The 13,282-nt window shown below is 63.7% G+C and carries 14 protein-coding genes and 1 pseudogene; 8 read left to right on the top strand and 7 right to left on the bottom strand.

Annotated features, from left to right (window positions below):
- A pseudogene (locus tag A2J03_RS10735) lies at window positions 1-394 on the top strand (SGNH/GDSL hydrolase family protein); the annotation flags it as partial.
- A gap of 56 nt (window positions 395-450) precedes the next feature.
- Entirely contained in the window at window positions 451-1,671 is a 1,221-nt protein-coding gene (locus A2J03_RS10730) for an acetyl-CoA C-acetyltransferase (RefSeq protein ID WP_068373247.1), read from the top strand.
- A 63-nt stretch (window positions 1,672-1,734) separates the two neighbouring features.
- Here A2J03_RS10730 and A2J03_RS10725 read toward each other — a convergent pair whose 3' ends face one another.
- Window positions 1,735-2,580, bottom strand: coding sequence for a Bax inhibitor-1/YccA family protein (locus tag A2J03_RS10725; RefSeq protein WP_068373244.1), 846 nt, complete (start codon window positions 2,578-2,580; stop codon window positions 1,735-1,737).
- A 221-nt stretch (window positions 2,581-2,801) separates the two neighbouring features.
- Between A2J03_RS10725 and A2J03_RS10720 the strand changes: the two genes are divergently transcribed.
- Entirely contained in the window at window positions 2,802-3,224 is a 423-nt protein-coding gene (locus tag A2J03_RS10720; RefSeq protein ID WP_068373255.1) for a hypothetical protein, read from the top strand.
- Window positions 3,225-3,239: 15 nt separating this feature from the next.
- Here the strand turns inward: A2J03_RS10720 and A2J03_RS10715 are convergent, their stop codons facing one another.
- Window positions 3,240-4,361, bottom strand: coding sequence for a class I SAM-dependent methyltransferase (locus A2J03_RS10715; RefSeq protein ID WP_068373241.1), 1,122 nt, complete (start codon window positions 4,359-4,361; stop codon window positions 3,240-3,242).
- Between the two features lie 122 nt (window positions 4,362-4,483).
- Between A2J03_RS10715 and A2J03_RS31020 the strand changes: the two genes are divergently transcribed.
- Complete coding sequence (locus A2J03_RS31020) at window positions 4,484-4,621, top strand: hypothetical protein (protein ID WP_197480709.1); 138 nt, start codon at window positions 4,484-4,486, stop codon at window positions 4,619-4,621.
- Here A2J03_RS31020 and A2J03_RS10710 read toward each other — a convergent pair.
- Window positions 4,604-5,128 (bottom strand): peroxiredoxin, encoded by a 525-nt coding sequence (locus A2J03_RS10710; RefSeq protein WP_068373238.1) that lies wholly within the window; start codon window positions 5,126-5,128, stop codon window positions 4,604-4,606. The genes A2J03_RS31020 and A2J03_RS10710 overlap by 18 nt on opposite strands.
- A 22-nt stretch (window positions 5,129-5,150) precedes the next feature.
- Entirely contained in the window at window positions 5,151-5,933 is a 783-nt protein-coding gene (locus A2J03_RS10705) for a tyrosine-protein phosphatase (protein ID WP_068373235.1), read from the bottom strand.
- Between the two features lie 45 nt (window positions 5,934-5,978).
- On the opposite strand from A2J03_RS10705, the gene A2J03_RS10700 reads away from it, so the two are divergent.
- The gene (locus A2J03_RS10700; RefSeq protein ID WP_068373232.1) at window positions 5,979-7,139 is read left to right on the top strand and encodes an NAD(P)/FAD-dependent oxidoreductase; all 1,161 of its coding nucleotides are present in this window, start codon (window positions 5,979-5,981) and stop codon (window positions 7,137-7,139) included.
- 4 nt (window positions 7,140-7,143) lie between these two features.
- Window positions 7,144-7,623, top strand: coding sequence for an Lrp/AsnC family transcriptional regulator (locus A2J03_RS10695; protein WP_068373229.1), 480 nt, complete (start codon window positions 7,144-7,146; stop codon window positions 7,621-7,623).
- 88 nt (window positions 7,624-7,711) lie between these two features.
- Here A2J03_RS10695 and A2J03_RS10690 read toward each other — a convergent pair whose 3' ends face one another.
- From A2J03_RS10690 to A2J03_RS10680, 3 genes are read right to left on the bottom strand one after another with little or no spacing between them, the layout of a single operon-like run.
- A complete protein-coding gene (locus A2J03_RS10690; protein ID WP_068373226.1) occupies window positions 7,712-9,397 on the bottom strand; it encodes a flavin monoamine oxidase family protein in 1,686 nt (561 codons plus the stop codon).
- A complete protein-coding gene (locus A2J03_RS10685; protein ID WP_068373223.1) occupies window positions 9,394-10,221 on the bottom strand; it encodes a carbon-nitrogen hydrolase family protein in 828 nt (275 codons plus the stop codon). Before A2J03_RS10685 ends, A2J03_RS10690 begins: the two co-directional genes overlap by 4 nt.
- A gap of 1 nt (window position 10,222) precedes the next feature.
- Complete coding sequence (locus tag A2J03_RS10680) at window positions 10,223-10,831, bottom strand: helix-turn-helix domain-containing protein (RefSeq protein WP_068373252.1); 609 nt, start codon at window positions 10,829-10,831, stop codon at window positions 10,223-10,225.
- A 122-nt stretch (window positions 10,832-10,953) separates the two neighbouring features.
- Here A2J03_RS10680 and speB point away from each other — a divergent pair, with 122 nt between their 5' ends.
- Both speB and A2J03_RS10670 read left to right on the top strand, forming a co-directional pair.
- A complete protein-coding gene (gene speB / locus A2J03_RS10675; protein WP_068373220.1) occupies window positions 10,954-11,940 on the top strand; it encodes an agmatinase in 987 nt (328 codons plus the stop codon).
- Window positions 11,941-11,959: 19 nt separating this feature from the next.
- Window positions 11,960-13,144: a PucR family transcriptional regulator gene (locus A2J03_RS10670; RefSeq protein ID WP_068373217.1), complete on the top strand. Its 1,185-nt coding sequence runs from the start codon at window positions 11,960-11,962 to the stop codon at window positions 13,142-13,144.
- The last annotated feature ends 138 nt before the right edge of the window (window positions 13,145-13,282 follow it).

Below are 13,282 nucleotides of genomic sequence, written 5' to 3'. Positions count from 1 at the left end.
TCTCGGTGTCGTCACCGCGATCCCCCAACCCCTGCGAACCGTGGTGCGGAATTGGGGACGACGCCTCGCCCGTGCGCAGACCGACGCGACGCTGAAGGCCGGCGGTCATCCGGTGGCGTTGGCCGACTTGTTGGCGCCCGAGTTCCTGGCGGCCCCGGACACGATGTTCTCTGCCGACCGCTTCCATCCGTCGGCGGCCGGATACGAGCTCGCGGCGCGGCAACTGCTGCCGGTGCTCGCCACTGCCCTCGGGGAATGGCACGGCGGTCCACTCCCCGACCTTCCCGAGGTGTCCGCTGCGGCGGAATCGCGAAAATTCGTTCCCCGTGCTGCTGCGTCGCTCGATCGTTTTCTTCGCCGCCGAGATGCCGAGATCGAGGCACAGAACGGGTAGCGATAGGTTCGAGTACAGGTCGTTTCTTCTCTATGTAAGCCAACCAAGGAGAGTTCATGCCAGAGGCAGTCATCGTCAGTACCGCCCGTTCCCCGATCGGCCGCGCGATGAAGGGATCACTCAAGGACATTCGTCCCGACGACCTGACCGTGCAGATGGTCGCCGCCGCGCTCGCCAAGGTGCCCGAGCTGGACCCGACGGACATCGACGACCTGCTGCTCGGTTGTGGTCTCCCCGGCGGCATGCAGGGAAACAACCTCGCACGCATCGTTGCCGTTCTACTAGGTTACGACTCGCTGCCGGGAACAACCATCACCCGCTACTGTTCGTCCTCGCTGCAGACCACCCGCATGGCGATGCATGCCATCAAGGCAGGCGAAGGCGACGTGTTCATCTCCGCAGGCGTCGAGAGCGTCTCGAACTTCGTCCACGGCAGCTCCGATTCGCTCCCGCAGAGCCACAATCCCCTCTTCGCCGACGCGGAAGCCCGCACCAAGAAGGCGCAGGAAGAGGGCGCCGACACCTGGACCGACCCACGCGAGAACGGCGACCTCCCGGACGCCTACATCGCGATGGGCCAGACCGCCGAGAACGTCTCGATCCTGACGGGCATCAGCCGTGAGGAACAGGACCACTGGGCCGTCCGAAGCCAGAACCGTGCGGAGGAAGCTATCAACTCCGGCTTCTTCGAGCGCGAGATCACTCCGGTCACGCTGCCCGACGGCACGGTCGTGTCCACGGACGACGGCCCTCGTGCCGGAACCACCTACGAGAAGATCAGCGGGCTCAAGCCGGTGTTCCGGCCGAACGGCACCGTGACCGCCGGCAATGCGTGCCCACTCAACGACGGCGCTGCAGCGCTCGTCATCATGAGCGACACCAAGGCGAAGGCACTCGGATTGACGCCACTCGCACGGATCGTGTCCACCGGCGTCACCGGAACGTCCCCCGAGATCATGGGGCTAGGCCCCATCGAGGCGACCCGTCGCGCCCTCGGCATCGCGGGCATGTCGATCTCCGACATCGATCTTTTCGAGATCAACGAGGCCTTCGCGGTCCAGGTTCTCGGCTCTGCCCGCGACCTGGGTATCGACCACGACAAGCTCAACATCTCCGGCGGCGCCATCGCCGTCGGTCACCCCTTCGGTATGACCGGTGCACGCATCACCACAACCTTGCTGAACAACCTGAAGACGCAGGACAAGACGTTCGGCGTCGAGACCATGTGCGTCGGCGGCGGCATGGGCATGGCAATGGTGCTCGAACGCCTCAGCTGACCCCTGCTCCGACAAGCGAAAGGCCCCGCACTCACCGTGAGTGCGGGGCCTTGTGCGCTGATGCTAGTCGTTGTTGAAGTAGCTGAGCAGGCGCAGGATCTCGACGTACAACCACACCAGGGTGATGGTCAGTCCGAGTGCGACGCCCCACGCTGCCTTCTCCGGAGCCTGGCCGCGGATCAGCTGATCTGCCTGGTCGAAGTCCAGCAGGAAGCTGAACGCTGCGATACCGATGCAGACGAGGCTGAAGATGATCGCGATCGGGCCGCCGTCGCGGAGGCCGAAGCCGCCGTCCATGAAGAAACTGGCGACGAGGTTGCCGAGAGCCAGAACCACGACGCCGATGAGGGCGCCGATGATCATGCGCGTCAACCGCGGAGTGACACGGATTGCACCGGTCTTGTAGACGACGAGCATGCCGAAGAACACACCGAACGTACCGAGGATTGCCTGAGCGATGAGGGCGCTACCGCCGACGCCGCCGAACTCGACGTCGGTGAACATGAACGACAGCGCACCGAGGAAGAATCCCTCGGCGACCGCGTAGGCCAGCACGACGGCCTTGTTGTCCATCTTGCGACCGAACGTCGCGAACAACACGAGACCGAGTCCGACGAGACCGCCGCCGATGACGAAGGGCGCGGCGAGGTTGGTGTTGTTGTCGACGAGGAGGTACGCCACGATCGCGGTGATCGAGAGAACACCGAGCGTGATGCCGGTCTTGGTGACGACGTCGTCGATCGTCATGGCCCGCGAGGTAGGTCCGGTCTGGTACGGATCGGCCTGCGTCTGTGGCTGGCCGAACTGGGCGGCCTGTGAGGCACCTGCCGTGGCAGTGCCGAACGTGGCGTATCCGCCGCCCTGCTGTTTCGGCAGGTTGCGGAAGACCGGATTACTGGAGGTGCGCACCGTGTCACTTCCCTTCTAAGAGCGCGAGCCCTTCTATGTTTCAGGCCTTCGCCGGGGCGTTCCCCAGCTGTTGTACGTAGAACGTGCCACATACGGACAAAAGTTCCCAGTCGGACTGGCCCCAACATCCGACAATTCGGACTTTACCGTGTCGGCGCGCCGAAAGAGCGTTCGACGACCGAGTTTCCTCCTGTTCGGTTGCGGGCATGGACAATGGCGTGATGAGCATCGAAGACGGACCCGGCGACACATTGGACCAGAGCGAAAGCCTCGACTCGGACGAGCTTCGCAACGACGACGGCGACACTGTGGTCGATCCCCCCGATCACTACAGCGAATCGGACAGGTTCGGCACCACCGCGAACGAGGCTCTCGAAGGCGAAAGCCTGGACGAGAAGCTGAGCGAGGAAGAGCCCGACACCGCACTCGAAGACGACGGACCTTCGGTCGCCGAGACTCCCGACGAGGAGTTGACCGAGGAACTGGTCGATCACGAAATCCTCGCCTCCGACGAGGACCCCGACATCGACTACGCCGACGGGCAGCGCAAAGCGGAAATCGTCGAAGGAACACTCGTGGAGGACCGCGGGCGCGATCGCGGACAGATCAGCGGCACCCCCGAGGACGGCGGACCGGTCGAATAGTTCCGCAGGGTGGTGTCAGACGACCGACCGGGTGACGGTGAACTTCGTGTTCTTCCCCGCCACCGTGGTCGGTCCGACGGCATCTGCCAGCGCCCGCCGATAGTTCAGGTGCGAGTTGTAGACCGTCCACATCTCGCCGCCGGGTTTCAGCACCCTGCGCGCTGCCTCGAACAGTTTCTCGGCACTGCCCGTATGCAGTGAAGCGCCCTCGTGGAAGGGCGGATTGCAGACGATCAGGTCCACCGAGGATTGCGGGTAGGTCGACATGGCGTCGTCTCGCGACACGTCGACGTCGAGTCCGTTGGCCGCCGCCGTTGCGCGAGCCGACGCCACTGCAGCCGCAGAACGATCCGTGGCGTGCACTGTGGCGTCGGGACGGGCACGCGCCAACAAACAGGCGAGGATGCCGGTCCCGCAGCCGAGATCGACGATCTGCCCGGCGTCGGGCTTCATCTTTTTTTCGAAGCCGACGAGGTACCGAGTGCCGATGTCCAGTTTCGCGCCGGCGAACACTGCCCCGTACGCAACCACAGTGAGACCTATGTCACCGAGACCGGCGGTGACCGGATATGTCGGGGACTGCGGACGAATCGGTGTCGCGGCAGTGAGAACGCGGGCTTTCTGGCGACCTCGGCCTGCGGAGACCGATTCGAAAGACGCACGCAGGACCGAGTTCATCGCGGGCGTCATGTGCTTGTCACGTCCTCCGGCGAACACCTGGACGTCGGGATCTGCGAACTGTGCGATGGTCTCGGCGATGTCGGTGAGCTCGGCGAGGCTTCGAGGCAACTGCATCAGAACGACGTTCACCCCGTCCAGCAGCGTCTCGTCCAGACCGTGATGCTCGAAGACACCCGACAGCTCGGCATCGACTGCGTTGCGCGAGAGGGCGATCTCTCCCGTATACGAATCCTGGTGGACGCGTACGCCGGTCACCCCGTGTCGAGCCGCGAGCCCGAGCGTCAGCGCGCCGTACCGGTCCCCGATCACCGCGATCGTCCGCTTATCGAGGTCCGGAACAGCCTCGCTCACCGCATCGAGGATCAGTCGATCTGCAGCGTCGACGGCAAAGAGATTCGCGGCCTCGGCGTCGGGGCGGCGGCGCAGTCCAGCAAGGACCGATTCGAGGTCAGGCACGCGAGTGAGTCTCCCACTCCGTTCGACCGCATTCCAAACACGACGAACGAGTCGAATTCCACGGCTGTACGTCCCCGCGAGTCCGAGTGGCGTTTTACGGGAATCGAGAGCATGCTCGTGGAATGGAACCATCGAAGAAGACCGAGGCTTTGTTCAGCCACGTCGACAACTCTTCAGTCGACGCCCCCGCCGAGAACACGAAGCCTGCCGTCTACACGATGCTCTTCAGCGGAGACAACAATTCAGGACAGGTAGCGTAAGTAGTCCAACGCTCGATCGGCGTGCACATGGGCACGCTCACTGGTCACAACCAGTCGCACCACCCTATTTCGATCGATCACGAACGTCGTCCTTTTCACCGACAGCAGCTGCCGGACAATCCCTCGCTGTGCTGCGTGAGACGAACGGCTTTTGATTTCCTTCTTGCGTCTGCGCCTGGCAAACCAGCTGCCGCGACGCACCCCGAACTGCTCCGCGACCGAAGCATCCGAGTCGGCCAGCAGGGGAAAATCGAAGGATCGCTGCAACGCGAAATGCGACTGCTTGTCGGTCGCGTCGGTGCTGATGCCGACCCGTTGAGCGCCGAGCATCTCGAACGAACGGCCCAGGTCACGAAAATGGCATGCTTCCGCAGTGCAGATCGGGCTGTTGGCAGCTGGATAGAAGAACAGGACCACCGGACCCTTGGCCAACAGTTCACTGAGGGACCGCGTGGTCCCTTCGTGATCCGGTAGCCGAAAGTCCGGCGCCGTTTGGCCAGTGCGCATGGTGGTCAGGGTACGTGTCGATTCAATCGGTCGAGTCGAGCAGTGCAGATTTCAACTTGTCGACGTATATGCGGTCGAGCGCGAGCGCCTCGAGATACCCGTCGAACGACCCGTACAGTTCCCGAACGGTCTCGAGCCCGCGCAGGTAGTACGCCTCGGTGACTCCGACGACCGCATCGGACAGTTCGACCGGCGAACCGTCGAGCCCGGCCGGCCACACCGATCGCAGATGAGCTCTGAGCGGCTCGATGGCAGTGTTGCTCGTCATGTAGTCGGCGAGGATGTCTTGCTCGTGGACGCCCACCGCCCGCAGGACGGTTGCAATAGTCCATCCGGCGCGGTCTTTACCCGCAGCACAGTGGACCAGAACTCCACCGTCGCCCCGTATCAGTGCGCCCGCCACCGTATAGATGGCTGCCCGGGCACCGTCGAGCGACGGGTAGGACGTGTACGCGCGGATCATGTACTCCCGTTGGGCATTCGGGTCCATCGCAGTCCCGACCTCGTGCGGGGCTTTCTTGCCCTTGCGGTTCTCGTAGGGCACGTTGTGCACCGTCACACTCGCAGGTACCCGGTCGGTGCCGCTGCGTTGGATCTCCGACTCCCCACGCAGATCGAATACGTGTCGGACGCCGAGTGTCTCCAATTCAGTGACACCTCTCGGGTCGAGCCGGCTGAGTTCGGACGACCGGAACAGCAACCCGCTGCGCACGACCTGCCCGTCTGCGGTACGCGCGCCTCCGACGTCCCGAAAGTTCCACGCGCCCGACAGCCGAAACTGGTCGGTCGATTCGATTCCTCGCATGCGAGCACACTATCCAGACTCCGGGGGCCGGTAGTGTTCAGGCGCATGGACGACCGAGATACGACGTTCGACGTGATCGTTGTCGGCGGTGGAATTGCCGGCGTGTCGATCGGATACGAGCTCGCGGCCGATAGATCGGTGTGTCTGCTCGAACGCGAATCCACGTTGGCATTCCATACGACCGGACGTTCGGCCGCTCTGTTCCTCGAGACATACGGCAACGACGCCATTCGCGCCCTCACCACAGCAAGCCGGAACTTTCTCACCGACCCACCGGATCACTGGGACTCCGCACTACTCTCGCCTCGGTCACTGCTCCAATTCGCGGCACGTGGCCGCGGTGACGCGCTGAAGTCGATGTTCGCTCGGGTACGCGATTTCACGCCAGACGCACAGCTTCTCACCCCGAAGGAAGCCGAAGACCTCTTCCCTCTCCTTCGTCCCGAGCATCTCGATGTGGCTCTGTACGAACCAGGTTCGATGGAAGTCGACGTTCATGCGCTACACCAAGGTTTCGTGCGCGGCATCCGCGCCCGCGGTGGTGTGATCGCCACCTCGAGCAGCATCTCGAGCCTCCAGCGTCGGAACGGCCTATGGCATGTGGCGTCCGCAGACGGGACCGTCCGTCGAGCACCTGTCGTGGTCGATGCCGCAGGCGCCTGGGCAGATTCGCTCGCAGAGTCAGCCGGTGCCTGCCGCGTCGGGCTCCGCCCCTTGCGTCGAACGATCTTCATGGTCGCCGCACCCGAGCACCTCGACACCACGACGTTGCCGACGCTGAGCGACTTCGACGAATCCTTCTACCTGAAACCGGAAGGGCACCAGATGCTGTGCTCACCCGCCGACGAAACACCGAGCGAGCCGAGCGATGCGCGACCCGACGAGACGGAAATCGCGCGTGCGCTCGACGCCATCGCCGAGGCAACGACTCTGACGGCTCGTCACGTCAAATCTTCGTGGGCAGGTCTACGCAGCTTCGTCGGAGACCGAACTCCCGTGGTGGGGTTCGATCCCACACTCGACGGCTTCTTCTGGTGCGCGGGCCAGGGTGGATATGGGATTCAGACAGGCGCCGCGCTCGCTCGCGTCGGTGCTGCCCTCGTGCGCGGTGACAGTGTGCCCGACGATGTGCTGGCTCGTGGTCTACGCGTAGCTGACCTGGCGCCAGGCCGATCGGGTGCCACGAGCGCAGGCCCACTACCGTGAACCGATGACCGATTTCGACCGAACCGACGCCCGCCTACTGCTCGCTCTGTGCGACAAGCCACGCGCGACCGGTGTAGAGCTGGCGAACAGCCTCGGCCTGTCCCGCAACACCGTTCAGGCGCGACTCACCCGGTGGGAGGACAAGGAAGCTCTCACGCCGATCGATCATCGTGTCCGACCGCGAAGTCTCGGCTACGCACTGCAAGCATTCGTGACGACTCGGGTCGACCAGCACAAGCTCTCGGAGGTCACCGACCACCTCGAGACCATTCCGGAGGTGCTCGAGGTCTTCGGCCTCTCCGGCGCCTCGGACATGCACATTCGAATCGCAGCAGTCGATGCAGACGACCTGTACAGAGTCGCCGGGTTGATACTGAAAATTCCCGGAGTGGAACGGACCAACATGTCCATAGCGATGAGCGAACTCATCCCATACCGGACAAAACCCCTGCTCGACCGGGCCTCGGGAAGGCAATCCAGCTGATTCGACTTTTCGAACCGGCGCCGCCCCCGACGCGGCGCCGATCTACTTCGACGGTAACCCACCCACGCGTTTCGTCGATCGAGACTCGCTAGAGGTCGCCGAGCCGTAGAGGCGCGATCTCGCCGAAAACGTCTCCGGGCCCGGGGTTGCCGGGAACAGATGCACCACCGAAGTGGTGTACGACGCCCCAGACCGCATTGAGCGCGGTCTGGATCGCGCCCTCGGCCCATCCGGCGGTCCAGGAGATGTCGTCGCCCGCAAGGAAGATTCCGCGGTGGCGATCTTCGAACGAGTCCTGCACGAAGTGGCCGAACAGCCGTTCCTGGTACCGGTAGTGGCCGGGCAGATTGGCTTTGAAGGCGCCCATGAAGTCCCGTTCGGTCTCCCAGGACAGGCTGACCGGTTCGCCGACGATATGGGATCGAAAGTCGACGCCCGGATAGATCCCTTCGAGCGAACGCAACACGATGTCGGTCCGCTCTGCCGCGTCGAGTGCCAGCAGCTTCAAGGAATCGTCGGACCAGGTGTAGGACAGGCAGATCAATCCTGGTTGCCCTTCACCCTGGTCGAGAAGGTACGTTCCACGGCTCATACGATCGGTCAGCGTCATGCTGACGACATCGCGTCCGGTCGCGGGATCCTTGTCCTTCCAGAACGGTCGGTCCACGAGGACGAAGACCTTGGTCGACCCCATGTAGTGGGTACGTTCGATTGCAGTCCAATGATCGATCGGGAGTAGGTCGTCGTCGCACGCGATGGTGCTGAGCAGCATCCAACTCTGAGCTGTGACCACCGCCGAAGGGAACGTTCGTTCATCGCCGCTACTGTCGCGCACGACGATTCCCGCGGCGGTCCGCCGCAGTCCCACGACCCGAGGCGACGGAGTCCCGCCGTTCAGCGACGCCACCGACGTGCCGGCGGGCCAGTGCTTCGATTCCACTTCCGCGTTCCACAGTCCGACGGGCAACTGCTGCGCCCCGCCCACGATGCCACGGTGGTGATCGTCGGCCGCGGTGACCACGACGCGGAGTATCTCCAGTATCGAGTTGGGATAGTCGGTGTCCCACCCACCGGTTCCGAAACCGACCTGACCGAAGACTTCCCGCAATCGGAACGACCGAAAGTGCTCGGACGCAGCAAGGAAGCCGTAGAACGTCTGGTCGTCGAAGCGAACGACGAGTTCGTTCCACAGTCGCTTGATCGCCGCGGCGTCCCGCGCACGGATGGCGCGCTGCAGCGGAACGAGATCGGCATGGTCTTCCAAGGTGCGTTGCCATGCGCGAGCAACCTCTGCGAAAACCTCGGGGAGATCGTCGAGGACGTGTGCGTAGTGGCTTTCGCCCTTCAAGTCGATGACCGTGCTGGGGGTTGCCTCAGCAAGTGGGTTCGGGAACGGCTCGGTGCTCAGCCCGAGCATGTCGAGGTAGCGAAACAGCGCCGTCGACGACGGAGGAAAACGCATCGCACCCATCTCGGCGACAACGCCGGGGTGCCCCAGGAACGGAATCGACCGCATGCGTCCGCCGATCTGATCCGATTCGTAGACAACCGGTTTGACGCCGAGCTTCATGAGCTCGAAGGCGGTGACCATGCCCGCCAATCCGCCGCCGATGATCGCCACTTCCGATCCGACCGCGGAATCCGGCACGTGGCCGAGTCCGCCGGGGTGAGCCAAGTAGTCGTCGTATGCGAACGGGAAGTCGGGCCCGAACATCGTCAGCGGGCGCTCGTCCTCGTCGGCGGACGTGCTGTCCGGAGTCACCGGTGTGGTCATGAACTTCCTCTTCCGTCTGCTGAGTACAAGTCCGACCTCCGGTCGGCCAAATGGGTGTTGACCGCTCTCGACCGTGCCAACACAGCGGTGTCGATGTCGACGCTGATGGACTCCTGGATGCGTCCAGCGCGACCGAGTTCGGCCCCGTCGGGCCCGATGGCACAGGTCAGTCCGCAATACTGCAGATCGGTCTCGCTACCGCACCTGTTGACGTAGGCGATGAACAGCTGGCTTTCGTACGCCCGTGCCGGTACGACGTGTGTTGCCACGATGTCGAAGGGAACCATGAGTCCGGTAGGGACGATGAGCCAGTCGGTTCCGGAATCCGAGTGCGCGCGAACAGCTTCAGGAAACTCGACGTCGTAGCACGTGAGCAGGCCGCAGGTTACTCCGTTCATCTGGAACTGAACGACGAGTTCGGCTCCGGGCAGGAAGTGCCTGCGGTCCAGATCGCCGAACAGGTGGGTCTTGCGATACCTGGCCAACACGGAGCCGTCGGCGCCGACAACCTGAACAGAGTTGTAGACGCCCGGCTTGTCGTTTGTCCGATCGGCCAGTTCCGGATAGCCGTAGACGATTGCGACCCCCGTTCGCCGCGCGAGCGCTGCCACAGCGTCGAAGATTGGACCGTCAGCAGGTTCCGCACGGACCCGGACGAGCTCACCGATGTCGTAACCGGTGGCCGACATCTCAGAGGTGACCAGAATGTCCGCGCCGGCCGAAGACGCAACTTCGGCAGCGCGGGCGATCACATCGAGGTTGTCGGACGTCTCGCCGGAGAACTCCGGACCTTGGAACAGCGATGCTCTCAGGTGGGCAGCCATGTCATCCCCTGACCGACGAAGACTTTTCGGGTAGAGCGGGATTCAGCACCCAGAGCACGCGCGCACCGGCGTCACCGGCTTCGAAGCTGTGGTGTCGACGCGGGGAGAAGGTGAAGGCGTCGCCGCATTCGAGTACTACCTCCTCGGCTACGACGTCGCCGGGCACATCGTCGTCGAACCGTACGGTCAGACCGCCGCTGAGCACATGCACGAAATTGACGTCCACCGGCAAGGAGTAGCTTTCCGCACCGCTACCTCCGCCCGCCTCCAGTTCTCCGAGAAGAACCTGAATTCTGCGCTCCCCCACCGGCGTGAGCAGATACTCGGTCATCTTCTCGCCACCGAACGCGACCCGAGGAAGCGCTCCTGCCCGCACCAGTTCGCCGGCAGGTGCAGTGTCGAACAAGGATCCGACCTCGAGATCGAGGGCAGCGCACACCCGTACCAGCGTCGCCACTGACGGGTTGACGTGGTCACGTTCGAGTTTCGAGAGATACCCCTTGGTGACACCGCACGTGTCTGCGACATCCTCGAGCGTGAGTCGACGCGCTCGTCGCGCATCTTTGAGTCGCATTCCAATTCTGGGTGTCGCTGCCGTGGGTGTCGACATCGTCGTCCCTCCTTCCGCCGTGCACCACGAGTATCGCGTGAGGAAACAGTAGTTGACAAGTCGGTCGACCGCGACGACGCTCACAATCGAATGCGAGTCACCTTCGACGAAAGAAGCGGAAGATGAGCACCCCGGATTCACCCGCCGGTCCTGCCGGCCCTGTTGGTCCTGCCAGCCCTGTTGGTCCTGTCGACGCCACCAAGGTGCCGCGCTATGCCGAGCCAACCACGTTCGGGCGCCTTCCGCGTCTCGACGAGGTGTCGCGGGCCGACGTCACCATTCTCGGTGTACCTTTCGATTCCGGTGTCAGCTACCGACCGGGAGCTCGGTTCGGTCCGAGCCACATTCGCGCGTCGTCGAAATTGCTACGTCCGTACAACCCTGCGCTGAAGGTGTCACCGTTCGCCAACCAACAGGTGGCAGATTTCGGCGACATCGGCGTCAACCCCTTCGACATCGCCGAAGCCCTCGCGACCGTCGAATCCGCGATCACGGGCCTCCGCGCCGATGGCTCGTCCGTCCTCACTCTCAGTGGTGACCATACGATCGCGCTCCCCATCCTCCGATCGCTGGCTCGCGATCACGGCCCCGTGGCCGTGCTGCATTTCGACGCGCATCTCGACACCTGGGACACCTACTTCGGCGCCCCCTACACGCACGGGACCCCGTTCCGGCGCGCGAGCGAAGAAGGCCTGATCGACTTGGAACGCTCCCAGCACATCGGTATTCGCGGGCCGCTCTACAGCGAAAAGGACCTCGAGGACGACCGAGTGCTCGGCTTCCAGGTGATCAGGTCCGACGACTACGAATACGACGGTGTTGCGAGCATCGTCGATCGAATGCGGGCCCGTCTGGACACAGGACCCGTCTACGTCTCGGTCGACATCGACGTGCTCGACCCAGCCCATGCACCCGGTACCGGAACCCCCGAGGCCGGCGGCATTACATCTCGAGAACTGCTGAACACGCTGCGCGGACTCGTCGGGCTGAATGTGGTGGGCGCCGACATCGTCGAAGTTGCTCCTGCCTACGACCACGCCGAAATCACCGGTATCGCTGCGGCGCACGTCGCGTACGAACTTCTGTCGGTCCTGGCCTTGAACCGCTGAACACCTATCATGGTGCTCGATGACACCTGATTCCGCTGCGGCTGCGGGCGACGAAACTCGAGGTCGTGTGGCCGATCTCGCCGCCGAGGATGCGGGCGGACTGTCCACCGATCTCCTGGGCGACTTCCTCGACGTATTGACGTCTGCGGTAGCCGACGGCCGGCCACTGTCGAGGCGGCAACTTCGCACTCTGCGTACGCATGGCGACGCAGCCGCGCTCCAGGGCGTCGCTCTTCGCGCACTTCTCGATCTGTATCTGTCCTCGGCGTGGCGGTTGTGGAGGACGCTCCCGGCGGTCGTCGATGCGGAACGAAACCCGAACGCCGTCGTCACCGCGGGCGAGGTCATGTTGCATGCCGTCGACGATGCGGTAGCCGAACTCACCGAGGGTTTTCAGCTCGCGCGCCGGACCCTCGTTCGAGCGGAGGTGTCTGCGCGGCGGGAGTTCGTCGACGATGTGCTCTCCGGCAGTGCCGACATCGCAGGGGTGATGGGGCGTGCCGAGAACTTCGGGCTGGATCTGAGCGGCCCACATGCCGTGGTCGTGGTGGCCGCATCGACACCGTTCACCGACGGCGGTGCCGTGATCACCGATGTCGAGCGGGCGGTCGAAGGCCGGAAGGCCGATTCGGAAACCTTGGTCGCCAGCAAGGAAGGTCGGTTGGTCGTCGTGTTCGCGGCGCCTGATCGCACCGCCGTCGAATACGTTGTCGATCGAGTTCGCACTGCGACCGAGAGACGCAACGATACGACCGGGTGGGTCCGAAGAATCGGCGTCGGACGGACCGGCCCCAGTGTGACCGGCGTTGCGTCGTCGTATCGGGAAGCCCTCGATGCGCTCGATCTCGCAGCCAAGCTCGGGCTCGATACACCGGTGGTCGACGCACGTGAGCTTCTTGTCTACCGAGTGTTGTTGGACGATCGACCGGCGATCACCGATCTCGTGCAGACGGTGTTGACACCGCTGCTGTCGGCGAGAGGCGGAGCCGAACCCCTGCTGGACACCTTGTTCACGTACTTCGGCACCGGCGGAAACTCAGCGATGACCGCACGGTCGATGCACCTGTCGGTTCGGGCCGTCACCTACCGCCTCGCGCGAGTAGCGGAGCTGACCGGCCACGATGTGAACGAACCGAGCGAGCGATTCGCTCTGCAAACGGCTGTATACGGTGCTCGACTTTTAGGCTGGCCGACCGCCGACTGAAGATCGGCCCGTTGGTTGCCGGGGTCCGGCAATCGAAAACGGGCATACATGTCCGACATCCGACGATGACTGCCGCATTCACAACAGGCACACTGGAGTAATCGCGGCCGCTCGACCGCCGCTCCACATCGTCGTTCG

Source organism: Rhodococcus sp. EPR-157 (assembly GCF_001647195.1).
Taxonomy (GTDB): domain Bacteria; phylum Actinomycetota; class Actinomycetes; order Mycobacteriales; family Mycobacteriaceae; genus Rhodococcoides.
This window is presented reverse-complemented; position numbering and strand designations above follow the sequence as displayed.